This is a genomic window from Planococcus halocryophilus (assembly GCF_001687585.2).
Classification (GTDB): Bacteria; Bacillota; Bacilli; order Bacillales_A; family Planococcaceae; genus Planococcus; species Planococcus halocryophilus.
Genome location: NZ_CP016537.2, coordinates 551496 through 568189 on the forward strand (window position 1 = coordinate 551496; position 16694 = coordinate 568189).

The 16694-nt window shown below is 42.5% G+C and carries 11 protein-coding genes and 1 riboswitch; all 11 genes read left to right on the forward strand.

The window, feature by feature from the left end:
• Positions 1-48 precede the first annotated feature (48 nt).
• Positions 49-570, forward strand: a complete 522-nt coding sequence (locus BBI08_RS02910; protein ID WP_008497375.1) for a YehS family protein — start codon at positions 49-51, stop codon at positions 568-570.
• Between the two features lie 182 nt (positions 571-752).
• Positions 753-1874: a sugar ABC transporter substrate-binding protein gene (locus BBI08_RS02915; protein WP_008497374.1), complete on the forward strand. Its 1122-nt coding sequence runs from the start codon at positions 753-755 to the stop codon at positions 1872-1874.
• 90 nt (positions 1875-1964) lie between these two features.
• Positions 1965-3485: a sugar ABC transporter ATP-binding protein gene (locus tag BBI08_RS02920; RefSeq protein ID WP_008497373.1), complete on the forward strand. Its 1521-nt coding sequence runs from the start codon at positions 1965-1967 to the stop codon at positions 3483-3485.
• Positions 3486-3497: 12 nt separating this feature from the next.
• Positions 3498-4673 carry a sugar ABC transporter permease gene (locus tag BBI08_RS02925; RefSeq protein ID WP_008497372.1) on the forward strand — a complete coding sequence of 392 codons (1176 nt, stop codon included), beginning with the start codon at positions 3498-3500 and terminating at the stop codon, positions 4671-4673.
• A gap of 137 nt (positions 4674-4810) precedes the next feature.
• Entirely contained in the window at positions 4811-5791 is a 981-nt protein-coding gene (locus BBI08_RS02930; RefSeq protein ID WP_008497371.1) for a sugar ABC transporter substrate-binding protein, read from the forward strand.
• A complete protein-coding gene (locus BBI08_RS02935) occupies positions 5788-7236 on the forward strand; it encodes a sensor histidine kinase (RefSeq protein ID WP_065528470.1) in 1449 nt (482 codons plus the stop codon). The genes BBI08_RS02930 and BBI08_RS02935 overlap by 4 nt, the downstream gene beginning before the upstream one ends.
• The gene (locus BBI08_RS02940) at positions 7229-8779 is read left to right on the forward strand and encodes a response regulator (RefSeq protein ID WP_008497368.1); all 1551 of its coding nucleotides are present in this window, start codon (positions 7229-7231) and stop codon (positions 8777-8779) included. Before BBI08_RS02935 ends, BBI08_RS02940 begins: the two co-directional genes overlap by 8 nt.
• Positions 8776-9843 (forward strand): D-xylose ABC transporter substrate-binding protein, encoded by a 1068-nt coding sequence (gene xylF, locus BBI08_RS02945; RefSeq protein ID WP_065528471.1) that lies wholly within the window; start codon positions 8776-8778, stop codon positions 9841-9843. Before BBI08_RS02940 ends, xylF begins: the two co-directional genes overlap by 4 nt.
• Before the next feature lie 479 nt (positions 9844-10322).
• Complete coding sequence (locus BBI08_RS02950; RefSeq protein WP_008497365.1) at positions 10323-10910, forward strand: hypothetical protein; 588 nt, start codon at positions 10323-10325, stop codon at positions 10908-10910.
• Positions 10911-11099: 189 nt separating this feature from the next.
• Positions 11100-11204, forward strand: a riboswitch (SAM riboswitch).
• Between the two features lie 72 nt (positions 11205-11276).
• Positions 11277-13136: a bifunctional homocysteine S-methyltransferase/methylenetetrahydrofolate reductase gene (locus BBI08_RS02955; protein ID WP_008497364.1), complete on the forward strand. Its 1860-nt coding sequence runs from the start codon at positions 11277-11279 to the stop codon at positions 13134-13136.
• Positions 13117-16554 (forward strand): methionine synthase, encoded by a 3438-nt coding sequence (gene metH, locus BBI08_RS02960; protein WP_065528472.1) that lies wholly within the window; start codon positions 13117-13119, stop codon positions 16552-16554. Before BBI08_RS02955 ends, metH begins: the two co-directional genes overlap by 20 nt.
• Positions 16555-16694: the final 140 nt, after the last annotated feature.

Here is a 16694-nt window from a genome sequence, read left to right on the forward strand (position 1 = left end):
ATTTAATGTAGACAACAATGAAAATTGAAAGCAACAGGAGGAAATTAGATGGACAATAATGATTTATTGATCAGACTACGCTATGCGTTGGATATAAAAAATAAAGACATGGTCGAAATTTTTAAACTAGGTGGCATCGATTTAAGTAAAGACGAAGTGTTAAAAGTTTTGACGAAAACTCCCGAGAGTGATGAAGAAGATGACGACAGCATCTGGGTTGATCACGAAGATCATGAGGATTATATTAAGGCAGAAGATTCCCTTTTTGAATCATTTTTAAATGGCTTTATTATTTTTAAAAGAGGTCGTCAAGAGCCTAAACCTGGACAACCTGAAGTTCCATCATTGACCAATGAACGCTCTAACAACTTACTGTTAAAGAAAGTGAAAATCGCATTGCAGCTAAACAGTGAAGATATGTTAGCGATTTGGGATTTAGCAGGAGTGACCGTTACAAAAGGGGAACTTGGAGCATTGCTTCGAAAAGTAGGTCATAAAAATTACAAGGAATGCGGCGATCGCTACGCGCGGAATTTCCTTAAAGGTTTGGCGATTAAGTACCGAAAATAAAAACAGCACATCTACCGGTCGGCAGCATCGATCGGTAGATGTGCTGTTTTTTGTTTAATTAACTGATAAGTTTAAAAAAAGCAGATGATATTAAAAGAGTGCTAGTGATAGCGCTTTCATTATGTGGTGCTGAAATTATACTAAAGGTGTACTTATTTTACTCAAAGGGAGAGGGATAAATAATGAGAAAGAATTTAAAAGGTGTACTGTTTCTAGTTATGCTTATGGTATTTGCACTAGTGACTGCAGGTTGCAGCGATGACAGTGAGGGTGCATCATCATCGTCTTCAGTTGATGTAGGAATCGTCTTACCTACTAAAGACGAGCCGAGATGGGTTCAAGATGAGCAGCGCTTTAAAGATGCGTTGGCAGACTCTGATTATTCAACAGAAATTCTATTTAGCCAAGGATCTTCAGCAAAAGAAAAAGAAAATGTTGAATCCTTGTTGAACAAAGGCATTAAAGTATTAATCATCACACCTCATGATGGACCAGCAGCAGCAGCAGCTGTAGAAGCGGCAAAAAAAGAAGGCGTGACGATTATTGCTTATGACCGTTTAATCACAGATACAGACGCAGTAGATTATTATGTAACATTTGATAGTTTAGCGGTGGGTGCAGCACAGGCGCAGTATTTAGTCGATAACGTACAAGGCCAAGACATTCCACTTTATTTATACGCAGGGGCTTCTTCCGATAACAATGCATTCTTGTTCTTCGAAGGTGCATGGAAAGTACTTCAGCCAAAAATTGCGGATGGTACGTTTAAAGTAGCCAACTCTAGCGAGGCGGAAGCATTGAAAGATTCTAGCGACTTATCACGTGAGCAATTGAGCAAAATCATTGGTCAAGTAACGACTAACTGGGATCCAAACGAATCCAAGAACAAAGCACAAACGCATTTGACGTCTGTTGGCGAAGACATGAAAGGCGATGTAGCGGTTCTGGCACCAAATGATGGTACAGCCCGTTCAATCGCAGACGTATTTGCTTCAGATAGCGCAGTATCTAGCTATTTGATCACAGGTCAAGATGCTGAAAAAGCATCGATTCAGTACATTATCGATGAAAAACAATCCATGACGGTGTTCAAAGATGTCCGTTCATTGGTGACAGATGCAATGGGAATGGCGATTGAAGTATTGGATGGCAACACTCCTGAAACAACAGGAACTTATGACAACGGATCAGTGGAAGTAAAAGCAAAACAGACACCGGTCATTGTTGTGGATCAGGAAAATGTTAAAGCAGAGCTAATCGATTCCGAGTATTACGAAGCAAGTGAATTTACAGGATTAGAGTAGCAGACACAGCGAAGCGGAAAAATAGTGATGGAGTTTCTATCACTGTTCTTCCGTTTCACTTGTATTTGAAGCGAGGAGGCAGGAAAAGGCATGAGCGGCTATATTTTGGAAATGAGCAGCATCACAAAAGAATTTCCGGGCGTTAAGGCACTTTCCGATGTGAATATCAAAGTGGAAAAAGGAGAAATCCACTGCCTGATTGGTGAAAATGGAGCAGGAAAATCAACTTTGATGAAAGTGCTGAGTGGTGTTTATCCGTTTGGAACGTATCAAGGCGATATCATTTTTGAGGATGAGGTTCAGCAATTCAACGAAATCAATGACAGCGTAAAGGTTGGAATTGGGATTATTTATCAGGAGCTTGCCTTGTTTCCAGATTTAACGGTTTATGAAAACATTTTTGCCGGAAATGAAATTACAAAAGGTCCGTTTGTTGATTGGAATGAAACCATCGTTCAAGCAACTCAAATGCTGAAAAAAGTGAAACTAAACGTTACGCCTGAAACTTTGATCAAAGATTTGGGGATTGGCAAACAACAGCTCGTCGAAATCGCCAAAGCACTTAGTAAAGATGTCAAACTACTGATTCTCGATGAACCGACTGCTGCCTTAAACGAAAACGACAGTGAGAACTTATTGGAGTTATTAAAAGAATTAAAGAATCAAGGCATTAGCTGCATCATGATTTCGCATAAATTGAAAGAAGTCATTTCCATTGCGGACAAAGCGACGGTGCTGAGAGACGGCAAAACAATTTGCACATTAGATGCACAAAAAGGCGAGATTACGGAAAGCATTATCATCAAAAACATGGTTGGCCGTGAAATCGAGGATATTTTTCCGAAACGGCTGGACAAAAAAGTTGGAGAAACAGTGCTCAAACTGACAGACTGGTCGGCATATGATACACAACTTGGACGGAAAGTCGCAAAAAACGTCAATTTGGAATTGAAAAAAGGTGAAATTATAGGCATTGCAGGATTGATGGGCTCGGGACGGACGGAGCTTGCGCTTAGCATATTTGGTAATCCTAAAAACTACAAGCTGCAAGGTGAATTGGAAGTACACGGAGAAAAGAAAAGCTTCAAGCATACCAGTGACGCCATCAAAGCAGGAATCGCTTACGTCACAGAAGATCGCAAAGGCGATGGTTTGTTTTTGATACAAGACATCAAAAGTAATGTCTCTGCGGCTCATATGAAAGGCATTTCCAAAAAAGGTATCTTAAATTTGAACGAAGAAGTAAAAGTTGGAACAGATTATAAAAAATCTCTCAATATTAAGGCGAGTTCGCTCGAGCAAGTTGTTGGCAAATTGAGCGGTGGCAATCAGCAAAAAGTGTCCCTCGGCAAATGGCTGTTTACTGGACCAAAAATCTTGATTTTGGATGAACCCACGAGAGGTATAGATGTGGGCGCGAAATTTGAAATCTACACCATCATGAATGCATTGATCAAAGAAGGGCTCAGCATTATCATGATTTCATCAGAACTTGGGGAAATTATGGGCATGAGTGACCGGATTTATGTAATGGCTGAAGGTGCGATAAAAGGTGAATTGGCAATCGAAGAAACGACTCAAGAGACCATTATGGAGCTCGCGACCCAATAGGAGGCAGTAACAATGAATCTTTTTACGGAAGCTAAATCCATCGTAAAAGCAAATATCCGCGATTACGGTATGTATATCGCATTGATCGTCATCATGCTGACATTTACTATCCGAACAGACGGGCTGTTTATTTCTTCACGGAATATTAGCAATTTGTTGGACTCGGCAGGCTATATTGCCGTGCTGGCTGTGGGGATGACCTTAGTCATCGTTATTCGCCACATCGATTTATCGGTTGGCTTTGTTGCCGGCTTTTTAGGAGCAGTTGCAGCAATCTTTATGACACAGCTCGGCTTTTCAATGTGGATTACCATTCCGGTCATTCTGTTACTCGGCATTCTAGTTGGGTGTTTCAATGGATTTCTAATTGCTCAGCTGGGCATTCCTTCTTTTGTAGCGACGCTTGCCGGCATGCTCATTTTCCGGGGAGCATTGCTGAATGTGACTGAAGACACTGGAACCATTATCATCAATAACGATCAATTTAATGCAATCGGCAACGGGTTTATTCCTTCACTGATGCTGGTTAATGGACTTCATCTTTTATCTTTATTGGTGGGTGTTGCTGCGATTATCCTGTATGTTTACAGTGAAATTTCTACGCGTAAAAACAAAATGATTTACGGCTTTGATGTGATGTCGAGTGGTGTTTTCCTGATGAAACTAGCACTAGTTTCATCGGTTATTGCCTACATTACTTGGATTTTGGCCGGATATAATGGATTTTCATGGACTATGGTCATCATGTTGATGGTAGTTGTTATTTATCATTTTTTGACCACAAAAACTGTTTTAGGACGCAATATTTATGCAGTGGGAAGCAATCCTGAAGCGGCTCATTTGAGTGGGATTAATGTGAAACGAATTACTTATATCGTTTTTGGGTCTATGGGCATGCTTGCTGCTTTATCGGGCTTGTTGTTTACATCCCGTTTGCAATCGGCAACCACTACAGCCGGAACGTTGTTCGAACTTGACGCCATTGCGGCGGCTTATGTTGGCGGTGTTTCAGCGGCAGGTGGAGTAGGGCGTGTCACAGGCGCCATTATCGGGGCTGTTGTAATGGCTTCTTTATCAAGTGGGATGAACCTTTTAGGTACAGGGATTTCCTACCAATACATGATTCGTGGCGGCGTCTTGGCTGTTGCAGTTATTTTCGATGTCATGACCCGCAGACAGCGCGCTTGAGCCAATTTTTGACGGATAGAAAAACTGATGGCATCTCCTAACAGGAGGTGCTTTTTGTTCATTAGAGCTAGTATTGTGAATTTTCAGCCAAGTGGTAAGATGGGAAGAGTTCGCTAACCGAAAAGGAGTAAAATGCTGTGAGAAAAAAAGTGATTGTGGTTCTTTGTTCTCTTTGTGTGATCCTTGGTTTTTTCACTCTATGGTCGGCAAAGGGAGCTTTTCGGTCCGATTGGCAATTGCCCGCCGCGATTCCTGCAGATAAAGAAAGATACCGTCTAGTATTAATTACACAAGAACTGGAAACTCCTTTTTGGAACAAAGTTGGTACAGGTGCTATGACACAAGCAGCGTATGAGCAAGTGAGTTTGGCTGTGTGGGGAAGTTATGGCAACAACCGTGAAGATTTTTTGAAACAAATTGAAATCGCGCTTCATTCCAAAGTGGATGGAGTAATTGTTCAAGGCTTGGATACCGAAGAATTCAAGCAATTGACGAGAGAGAAAGCCGCGTTTTACGGCATTCCGGTGATTATCATAGCCAATGACGTACCAGTTGAAGAAAGTTTACGAAAAACCTTCGTGGGGTCGGATCATTACCAAGCAGGCAAAATGTTGGCGGAGCAATTGGTCAAGGACATGCCAGCAGGAGGACAGACCGTCTTATTGGGTGACAGTGAACAAGAATACAGCCAACAGCAGCGACTGCAAGGTGTCACTGAAATTTTGGCGAAGCATGACGAAATCTCAACCGTATACGTGGAAAGCGGAAAATCGGATGAAGATATTATTGCAGTCACTCAAAATGCACTTAACCAAAACCCAGGGGTTCAAGCATTTATCGCATTGAACGCTAATCATGTCGGACCAATGATGAAAGAAATCGGCCGACGCGCTGAGCTCGAGCCGTACCATCTATATTCATTTGACGATGGCGCCGAGACGGCTTCCTTGCTAGAGCAAGGGAAATTGGATGCCATGATTCAGCAGTCTCCTGAACAAATGGGGGAGAAAAGCGTGGAGCTCATGATGAAATGGTTACGAAATGAAGTGGTGCCATTGGACTCTGGTGGATATATTACAGATATCCGGATTGTGAAAGGAGCGGTAGCGCAACCATGAATACGATTCAGAAAAAAATCTGGATGCTGGCACTCGTGGTACTGGCGATGATGATCGCCATCTGGCTGACGCTAACTTTCTACAACCAAAAAATACAGACCCAATACAATGACATTCTGCAACGATACTTGCAGATGAATGAAGTCACCAGCGATAGTCAGCAAATGGTGACCGATTTGAATAATTATTTATTGATGCCATCGCAAGCTACGCAGAGTCAACTTGAAAATAGCAGAGAACAGCTTCTTGAAGTCCAGTCGACGGTCTATGAATTGAGGAATGTAGAAAATGAATTTGCATTAACCAATTACAGCCACCTCATTAGCAGTTTTGTAGAAACCGTGGATCGTTCCATCCGTTTTCAAGAACAAGAAGCCACTGAAGCATCTTTAAAGGAATTTACTGAAGCCACCAGAATTTCCATGTATATATCAGAAATGACGTTAACTATTATTGATACAGAGCTAAAAACATACGAACGGTTTTACAGAGGGATTATTGACCAATCTGCAGAATTGAAAAAACTAGGAGTCTGGTTGTTGTTGTTAATTACAGCGGTACTGGTACTGTTCACGTATTTGTTTTCATTGAGCATTACCAAACCGATTCATCAATTGACAAAAGCTGCGAATGAATTGGCCAAAGGGCGTTTTGATCAAGCCATTCATGTGGACACCAATGACGAAATTTCGTTTTTGGCTAAAACTTTCGACCATATGCGAGGCAACATAAATGCGATGATTTTGGAAATTCAGCAAAAAGCACAATTGGAAAGCGAGCTGCAAGACAGCAAATTATTGCTCCAGCAGAGCCAGTTACTCAATTTGCAAAGTCAAATCAATCCCCATTTTCTATTCAATACCTTGAACACATTATCCAAAAAAGCTTATTTGGATGGGGCTGAAGAAACCAGTGACTTGTTAGTCAGTGTGGCTAGCTTGCTGCGCTATAACTTAAAGCGTATGGACCGAGCCGTGACTTTGGCAGAAGAAGCATTTGTCTTGCGTCAATACATGGAAATTCAAAAAGCCCGATTTAGCGACCGGCTGCAGTTTTTTACGGAACTGGATGCTGCTTGTTTGAATTTGCAGATTCCAGGACTGACACTCCAGCCACTGATTGAAAATGCAGTGATTCATGCAATCGAACCAGAAGAAGATGGCGGCCATATTTGGTTTCGCATTAAAGAGGTTAATGCAGAAGTGTGGATAGAAATTGAAGACAATGGCAAAGGCATGGACCAGGAAAAAAGGTTGCAGTTGCTTGACGGAGCCATCACACCGGTTGAAGGCCACTCGACCGGAATCGGGTTTACCAATGTTGTAAAAAGACTGCAGCTCTTTTATGGCAAGGAGGATTTGGTGACCATTGAAAGTGAAGTTGGTCAAGGAACTAAGATTATCTTGAAACTACCGAAAGTCAGGGGGACGGCTAACCATGATTAAATTGTTGATAGTAGATGATGAGCCGATTGAGCGAGATGGCATGCAGGCTATTTTGCAGCACGCCTACCAAGAATTCGACATCAAGCAGGCAAAAAATGGAAGAACAGCGATTGAATTGACGGAAAGCTGGAAACCGGACTGGATCTTCATGGATATTATGATGCCGGGAATGACAGGACTAGAGGCGATTGAGCAAATTCAACGCAAAAACCGAGACATTCAATTTGTCATGGTCACGGCTTTTGACACTTTCGATTATGCTCGCCAAGCGATTAAATTGGGCGTCAAGGATTATTTGCTGAAGCCGAGCAAAGCAAGTGAAATTGTCGCAACTGTTGGCAAGCTACTGGCACAGCAACAATACAAAGAGCAGGTTTCAGCAACGCAACATCAGCAACAAGCCGATTTTCAAAAAGCGTTAGCCATTGTCGAAACAGACGTTGTTACTCAATTGCTATTTGATCATGTCCATGATGTCCATATTGAATTGTTGGTGGATATGCTGGAGATTCCAGCGACTGATGAAAAATTTGTTATGACCATCCTCGTACCAAAGGGATTGGAAGCTTTGTACCCGCAGCTAAAAGAGCGTATTCGTACGACTGAAAATGCGTGGATTGGTGCCTTGTATGGCCGCCAATTACCGATTATTGTTTTCCGAGACAAGAAAAAATCGTTTCGTTCACAAGCTATTTCCTTGGTTAAAGCCATTTTGACCATTTCAACAAGTCAGCAGCCAGGCTGGTTCATCGGTGTGGGGCCGGTATGTACATCGTTGGAAGACATTCGGAATTCCTATCAAAAATCGCTCATTGCTACGATGGACTTATCATTGCCTTCTAGGTACCGGTTTTCATCCGATGTTCCATCGCTTGAAAAAGCGGGAGACGCTGCTTTTGTTAAGAAGCAGGAGAAAAAGCTTTTTGATTTTATTCGTTTAGGGCAATGGGATGCGATTGACCAGCTCGTGATGGACTTGATCCGCCGCTTCGAGCATGAAGGGGCCAATATCCTGTGGGCCCAGCAACGAATACTTGAATTTTTATGGGTTACTGCACGAGTCATGGGTGAAATGGGCATTGATGCCCCGATTTCTTATTACACGATTCAAGCCAAAGACCATCGACAGCTATACAGTGAAACACGGCAAGTTGTTGAACGGCTAAAGCATGTTTATATGGAACATTACGATCGCTTAGAAGTAGATAAAATCCACCAAATCAAACAATACATTATAGAGTATTCGCATCAAGATATTTCCTTGGATGCACTAGCGCAGAAAGTAGAGTTAAGCCCCATTTACCTCAGCAAGATGTTCAAAGAAAAACTGGGGATCAATTATATTGATTTCCTGACTTCGTGCCGAATCGACAAAGCTAAAAAGCTATTGGGCGATCCACAGAAAAGTTTGAAGGAGATTTCCATTGAAATCGGTTATCACGAGCCCAATTATTTCAGCAAAGTTTTTAAGAAAATGAATGATGTTTCTCCAAAGGAATACCGAAAAACGCTATTAAAAGGAAAGGAAGAAACAACGCGATGACTAAAAAAAATCGCTGGAGACTTATGGTGCTTTTATTCATCAGCTTATTCGTTGGCGCTTGCGCACCTGCAGAACAGGCTGTAAAAAAAAATCCTGAAAAAACAGTCGTAGCAGCTAACGACGAGACAGTCAAAATCGGTTTTTCCATGGATACGTTAAAAGAAGAGCGTTGGTTGAAGGATCAAGCATTATTTAAAGAAGCAGTAGAAGCACTAGGCGCGGAAGTGGAAATTGTGGCAGCCAATGGCGATGACGCACTCCAGATTACTCAGGCTGAGACCTTGATCCAGCAAGGCATTGACCTGCTGGTTATTGTGCCGCACAATGCGGAGGCAACAGCAGCAATTGTTCACAAAGCCCATAGCGCAGGCATCAAAGTTATTGCTTATGATCGTTTAATAAAAAATGCGTCGATTGACTTGTATGTGTCATTTGACAATGAACGTGTGGGCGAACTGCAGGCAGAAGCGATTTTGGAGCTGGTGCCAAAAGGGAACTATGTCTATATTGGAGGTGCAACGACCGACAACAATGTTCACTTGATTAAAAAAGGGGTTTTCAATGTGCTTCAACCAGCTATTGACCAAGGCGACATTAAAGTCGTCTATGATCAATGGACAGAGGACTGGTCACCAGAAAAGGCCTTTCTTAATATGACAGAGGCTCTTGCTGCAAACAACAACCAAATTGATGCTGTTATTGCTGCGAACGATGCAACGGCTGGGGGCGTTATTCAGGCATTAGCAGCACAGGGCTTAGCAGGGAAAATTCCCGTGGCCGGACAAGATGCGGAACTAGCTGCAGTTCAGCGGATTGTTGGTGGAACGCAGACGATGACCGTCTACAAGCCTATCCAAATATTGACCGAACAAGTAGCCTCTTTAGCTGTCAGAATGGCAAAAGGAGACACGATTACGACGGCTAGAGCTGTCAATAACGGCAAAGTCGATGTGCCATCGATCCTGTTAGCACCGATTCCAGTAACAATCGACAACCTGCAAGACACTGTTATTAAAGATGGCTTTCACACACAATCAGATGTTTATGGACAGGCAGCTAAATAATGAGACTAAAAGATGTGAGTCATTTATGAAGGTTTTGCTGACTTCTGATAAAGACAACGCATTAGCAGGGGTGTGTTTTGCGAAATAGCATCAGAAGAATAGAAAGCGTTAGTGTGGATCGATAACAGAGTTATTTGTGCAGAGTTGTTGGTTTAGTGCGAGCTTTACAGGACACGAGTTGAGAGAGTTTTGGAGTCTGACTTATCAGATAGAGGCCAAGCTATCGACATTTGTTTAAATTGGTTTTATCATCGTGACATTTGGAACGGAATTGATATTTCAAATGTTAACGGATCATCAGTATCTTGTTAATGTAGAAATTTCATACTTATGAAAAAAGTGACTTCTAAATAGTCTTTTTTTCACAGATAAAAAGAACTATCGCTTTTGTGTAAATATGATTATGATAGAAATAAGTAATCACAGATGGATGCAAAGGGGATAGTGAGATGAATTGGTTGCCGAGGAGAAAAAATAAGGTGACAGCTTTTTGGGAGTGGTTTGTGGTCAACGAGCAGGCATACCTTAAACTAGAAGGTACAGGTGAAGTTAAACTGTTTAACCAATTAGAAAAGAAGTTGCAGAAAGTAAATAAACACTTGGCTTTTGAAATGGGCGACATTCGGAAGGATGGTAAACGGGAATTCATCATTAGTGCAGATGGCATGGTTGAAGCTTTTGACGATGTGATTGAATTAGTTAAACACGCTCCTACACTTAGTGCTTTTGACATTACTGCATTTCGGCAACAACAAGCAGAAGAAGTTACAGTAGAATATGGCGATATCGAATTGGGATGGGATGATCTTTTTTGTACATACGAAAAAGAAGAAACTAACGGTGAACTCAATTTGATTCTTTATATTAAAGGGTTTAACGAAGAAAATGAAGATGAGTTTGTTTCGGCTTCCTTTATTCTGTTAGATACGATTATTGGAGAATACAATGTAGGGATGCACATTGGAGAAATCGAATTTACGAATTATAAAGGCCAGCCCAATGTACGACCGGTAAAAGAACTGCAAAGCTTATTTTCAACTGATGAATTAACACAATGCGGAACATGAAAGCCCAAAAGCCCTGTCTGGAAGTTTTCTTCTGGATAGGGTTTTGTGTATTGATTTAATATAGAGTCGTCCAAGAAAAATGTCTTTTGTGGAATTTCACAGAAAGTTCACGGTTTTTTGACAGATTATCTTGACCTGACCTTTAGATACCTGTACTATACTAAGAATACTTAATAACTGAATAGTGAATTCTTATCGAGAGAAGTTGAGGGACTGGCCCTACGACACTTCAGCAACCAGCCGCAAGGTAAGGTGCTAAATCCAGCAGGCAAAAAAATGCCTGACAGATGAAAAGGAACGAGTTTGATATCGTAAAGCCTTCTTTTTCATGAAGGCTTTTTTTGTTTATATTAAGGGGGTTAATAGATGGGTTTATTAGATGAGTTGAAGACGAAAATTTTGACAGCAGATGGTGCTATGGGAACTTTGCTGTATTCATACGGCATCGAGTATTGCAACGAAGAGCTGAATTTACAACGCCCCGAAATCGTTGAGAAAATCCATCTCGATTATATCAAAGCGGGAGCAGATATTATCCAAACCAATACGTACGGGGCGAATGCGCTGAAACTAGCTCGTTACGGCTTAGAATCGCAAGTCGCAGAGATTAACAAAGCCGCTATTGAAATCGCAAACCGAGCAGCAGCACCAGGTGGACAATTTGTTTTTGGAACGATTGGTGGAATTCGAGGTATCCGAAAAAGCGATGCCAGTTTGCAAGAAATCATTGCCATGGTTGACCAGCAAGCCACCTACTTATTAGAAGGTAATCCAGATGGGTTATTGTTAGAAACTTATTACGATTTTGAAGAACTCGCAGCAACTGTGAAACATTTAAAGAGCATTACCAATACACCGCTGATTGCCCAAGTGTCAATGCATGACCCAGGAATTTTGCAAAATGGGATGTCGTTAAACGATGCGTTGCATCAATTAGAATCACTCGGTGCAGACATTGTTGGGGTCAATTGCCGATTAGGGCCTCACCATACCATTCAAGCATTTGAAGAAGTGACATTGCCTGAAAAAGCTTTTCTATCAGCTTATCCAAATGCCAGCTTACTGGATGTGGAAGACGGGCGAATTGTTTATGAATCAGAGGCCGATTATTTTGGCCGCGCTGCTTTATTGTTAAGAGAAGAAGGCGTTCGCTTAATTGGTGGCTGTTGCGGAACGACGCCAAAACATATTGAAGCCGTGAAAAAGCATCTAGGTCAGCTGGCGCCGATTGTTCATAAAGAAGTAACCGAAAGAAAGCCAATCGTTATTCGAGAAGCCGAAGCGTTAGAAGTAAAGCCACTTCACGAAAAAGCAAAAACCGAACGCACGATTATTGTAGAACTCGACACACCACGTCATTTAGATGTTACGAAATTTTTAGAAGGTTCGGTTGCGTTAAAAGCAGCTGGCGTCGATGCGGTAACAATGGCCGATAATTCACTAGCGTCACCACGCATTAGCAATATGGCAATGGGTTCGATTTTAAAACATACAGAAGACATTCGTGCACTTGCTCATATTACGTGCCGTGACCGCAATTTAATTGGTTTGCAATCGCATTTGATGGGCCTCGATGCACTTGGCATACACGATATACTTGCCGTGACGGGTGACCCAACTAAAGTAGGGGATTTTCCAGGAGCTACAAGTGTTTATGACGTATCGAGTATGGAATTGATTCAATTAATCAAGAAGTTAAATGAAGGCATTTCATTTTCCGGAAAGTCGTTACGGAAAAAAGCCAACTTCTCAGTTGCCGCCGCATTCAACCCGAATGTTCGTGTGCTTGACAGAGCTGTAGCGAGACTCGAAAAGAAAATCGAAAGTGGCGCTGATTATTTTATTTCGCAGCCGGTTTATACGAAAGAGAAAATTACAGAAATTTACGAAGCGACCAAACATTTAGAAACGCCAATTTTTATTGGGGTAATGCCATTGACCAGTATTCGCAGTGCAGAATTCCTGCACAATGAAGTGCCAGGCATTAAGCTGTCAGATGATGCATTAGCGCGCATGCGTGCATGCGGTGATGACAAAGACCTTGCAACTCAAGAAGGCATTCAAATTGCGAAAGAATTAATTGATACTGCAGCCGAATTGTTCCATGGTATCTACTTAATCACACCATTTGTTCGGTACGATATGACCGTGGAACTGATTCACTATATTCGTCAACTAGATCAACAGAAAGAGAGCGATCACAGCCATGTCCAAGCATCTTATTGAACAACAACTGGAAAAAAGAATATTGATCATCGACGGAGCCATGGGAACGATGATTCAAAACGAAGATTTGTCTCCTGAAGATTTTGGCGGAGAAGAGTTTGATGGCTGCAATGAATACTTGAACATTGTTCGTCCAGACGTTATTAAAAATGTTCATATCGCTTATCTTGAAGCTGGCGCCGATATTCTTTGCACCAATACGTTTGGTGGCACGCCAATCGTATTGGACGAATACGGAATCGGTGACCAAGCAGCGGACATTAATAGACGAGCAGTCGAAATTGCAAAAGAGGCGACTGCTGCTTTTTCTACAGCGGAATGGCCTCGTTTTGTGGCAGGTGCTATTGGACCGACAACGAAAACCTTGTCTGTAACAGGCGGTGCCACTTTTGATGAAATGCTGGAAAATTTTTATGTGCAAGCGAAAGCATTAGTTGAAGGCGGCGCCGATTTGATTTTATTGGAAACCAGTCAAGATATGTTAAACGTTAAAGCCGCAACTATTGGGATTAAACAAGCGTTCGAAGAAACCGGCATTGAATTGCCGATTATGGTGTCCGGCACCATCGAACCGATGGGAACGACGCTTGCGGGTCAAAGTATTGAAGCTTTTTACATTTCCATTGAACATGTCAAACCACTATCAGTTGGGTTAAACTGTGCAACAGGTCCAGAATTTATGACCGATCATATTCGTTCGTTGTCAGAGCTGTCGGATGGCTATGTTAGTTGTTACCCGAACGCTGGTTTACCCGATGAAGACGGTCATTACCATGAAACGCCAGAATCGCTTGCGAAAAAATTGCGCGGCTTTGCGGATAAAGGATGGTTGAACGTCGTGGGTGGTTGTTGTGGGACAACTCCAGCGCATATAGCGGCAGTTCGAGAAGCAATGGAGGGCTTGCCACCGAGAAAACCAGACCCTGTCGAACACGGGCATGTGGTATCCGGGATTGAGCCTTTGCAATACGATGAAACAATGCGTCCATTATTTATCGGAGAGCGGACCAATGTTATCGGTTCTCGTAAATTCAAACGGTTAATTATTGATGGTCAGTTTGAAGAAGCCGCTGAAATCGCTCGTGCGCAAGTGAAAAATGGGGCGCATGTCATTGATATTTGTTTGGCAAACCCCGACCGTGACGAAGTGGAAGACATGACTCATTTCATGAAAGAAGTCGTGAAGAAAGTAAAAGTGCCGCTTGTAATTGATTCCACGGATGAAGAAGTCATTGAAGTGGCGTTGAAATTTTCACAAGGGAAAGCTATTATCAACTCCATTAACTTAGAAGATGGAGAAGAACGCTTTGAGGCCGTAATGCCGCTTGTGAAAAAATACGGAGCTGCTGTTGTGGTTGGAACGATTGATGAAGTGGGAATGGCCGTTACACGTGAACGGAAACTTGAAATTGCAGAACGCTCTTATGATTTGCTAGTCAATAAATGGGGACTTGCACCAGAAGATATCATTTTTGATCCACTCGTGTTCCCAGTCGGAACAGGAGATCAACAATATATCGGTTCTGCAGTTGAGACGATTGAAGGCATTCGTCTCATTAAAGAAAAGCTGCCGCGTACGTTAACGATTTTAGGCGTCAGCAATGTGTCATTTGGCTTGCCACCGGTTGGTCGTGAAGTGTTAAATGCCGTGTATTTGTACCATTGCACACAGGCCGGTTTGGATTATGCCATCGTCAATACAGAAAAGCTAGAACGTTATGCCTCAATTCCGAAGCAAGAAATTGATATGGCCAATGAACTGCTGTTTACCACTACAGATGCTACGTTAGCTGACTTTACGGCTTTTTATCGCGATAAGAAAAAAGAGAAAACCGAAGACGATATCCCGAAAACGGTACCGGATCGGTTAGCTTACTATATTATAGAAGGAACAAAAGAAGGCTTGATTCCCGATTTGGAAAAAGCGTTGGATATGTACGATGAACCGCTTGATGTCATTAATGGACCTTTGATGAAAGGGATGGCTGAAGTGGGTCGATTGTTTAACGACAATCAATTGATTGTGGCAGAAGTGCTGCAAAGTGCAGGCGTCATGAAAGCAGCAGTGTCATTTCTTGAGCAGTTTATGGAGAAAAAAGAAGACGATTCTGGAAAAGGGAAAATCGTTTTGGCTACTGTTAAAGGCGATGTCCATGACATCGGCAAAAACTTAGTGGAAATCATTTTGAGCAATAATGGCTTTAAAGTCATTGACGTAGGGATTAAAGTGACACCGGCTACGTTGATCGAAGTGATTCGAAAAGAAAAGCCAGACATGATTGGTTTGTCAGGGCTACTCGTTAAGTCGGCAAAACAAATGGTCATTACCGCGCAAGATTTTAAAGAAGCAGGCATAGATGTACCTATTTTGGTAGGGGGAGCGGCGTTATCGAGACGCTTTACCGAAACGAAAATTTCAGCAGAATACGACGGTCCGGTGATTTACGCGAAAGATGCGATGCAAGGACTCGACTTGGCAAACCGTTTGCAAAGCGGAGCAGGAAAAGCAGAGCTGTTGTTGGAATTAGATGCGCAGCAAGAAAAACGCCAAGCTTCTGAAGCCGTACGTGCCGCAAAACCAGCTGTTGCGGTTGCTGAAAAACCAGTGAAAACCGTACGTGAAGATGTTACAGTTTACGTGCCAAATGATTTGCGTCGTCACGTATTGAAAGATTATTCAGTGGCTCATTTATACCCATACGTCAATATGCGCACATTGATTGGCCATCACCTCGGGTTAAAAGGCTATAGCGAAAAAACACTAGCAAATGGCGACCCGCGTGCTGTTCAGCTTCATGAACTGGCGACTGAGTTCTTAGGTTCAGGTGTATTAAAGCCATCGGGTCTGTATCAGTTTTTCCCGGCTCAAAGTGACGGAGACGATGTCATCGTTTACGATCCAACAGACGGCAAAACGGAAATCGAGCGTTTTACATTCCCGCGTCAATCAGCGCCACCATTTTTATGTTTGTCCGATTACTTAAAATCTGTCGACAGCGGCGAAATGGATTACGTGGCCTTTATGCAAGTAACAGCTGGATTTGGTGTGCGTGAGCAAGCGACACGCTTGAAAGAACAAGGCAAATTTTTAGAAAGCCATGCACTGCAAGCAACAGCACTTGAACTAGCAGAAGGCTTTGCCGAGCGCATTCACCAAGAAATCCGCGACCAATGGGGATTCCCAGACGCAACCGATTTCTCCATGCGCGAACGCTTTGCTGCCAAATACCAAGGGCAACGCTTCTCTTTCGGGTATCCTGCATGCCCGAACTTAGAAGACCAAGCCAAATTATTCAACTTAATCAAACCCGAAGACATCGGCGTTCATTTAACCGAAGAATACATGATGGACCCCGAAGCATCAGTGTCCGCAATCGTCTTTGCGCATCCAGATGCAAGATATTTTATTGTGGATTGATGATAGAAAAGCGGAAGCGCCCGTGTAGATTCGACGGGCATAAGACTCACTGACGAAGCGGCAGAGGCTGTGCCCGCGGAAAGCGTCCGCCTGTAGCGAATTATTCACCTCGAAAACACAAAATCCCGAACTCCATTTGA

Bases quoted from the DNA above. Each gene is read 5' to 3' on its own strand.
- BBI08_RS02910 (WP_008497375.1), top strand. From the start codon at position 49: ATGGACAATAATGATTTATTGATCAGACTACGCTATGCGTTGGATATA.
- BBI08_RS02915 (WP_008497374.1), top strand. From the start codon at position 753: ATGAGAAAGAATTTAAAAGGTGTACTGTTTCTAGTTATGCTTATGGTA.
- BBI08_RS02920 (WP_008497373.1), top strand. From the start codon at position 1,965: ATGAGCGGCTATATTTTGGAAATGAGCAGCATCACAAAAGAATTTCCG.
- BBI08_RS02925 (WP_008497372.1), top strand. From the start codon at position 3,498: ATGAATCTTTTTACGGAAGCTAAATCCATCGTAAAAGCAAATATCCGC.
- BBI08_RS02935 (WP_065528470.1), top strand. From the start codon at position 5,788: ATGAATACGATTCAGAAAAAAATCTGGATGCTGGCACTCGTGGTACTG.
- BBI08_RS02940 (WP_008497368.1), top strand. From the start codon at position 7,229: ATGATTAAATTGTTGATAGTAGATGATGAGCCGATTGAGCGAGATGGC.
- xylF (WP_065528471.1), top strand. From the start codon at position 8,776: ATGACTAAAAAAAATCGCTGGAGACTTATGGTGCTTTTATTCATCAGC.
- BBI08_RS02955 (WP_008497364.1), top strand. From the start codon at position 11,277: ATGGGTTTATTAGATGAGTTGAAGACGAAAATTTTGACAGCAGATGGT.
- metH (WP_065528472.1), top strand. From the start codon at position 13,117: ATGTCCAAGCATCTTATTGAACAACAACTGGAAAAAAGAATATTGATC.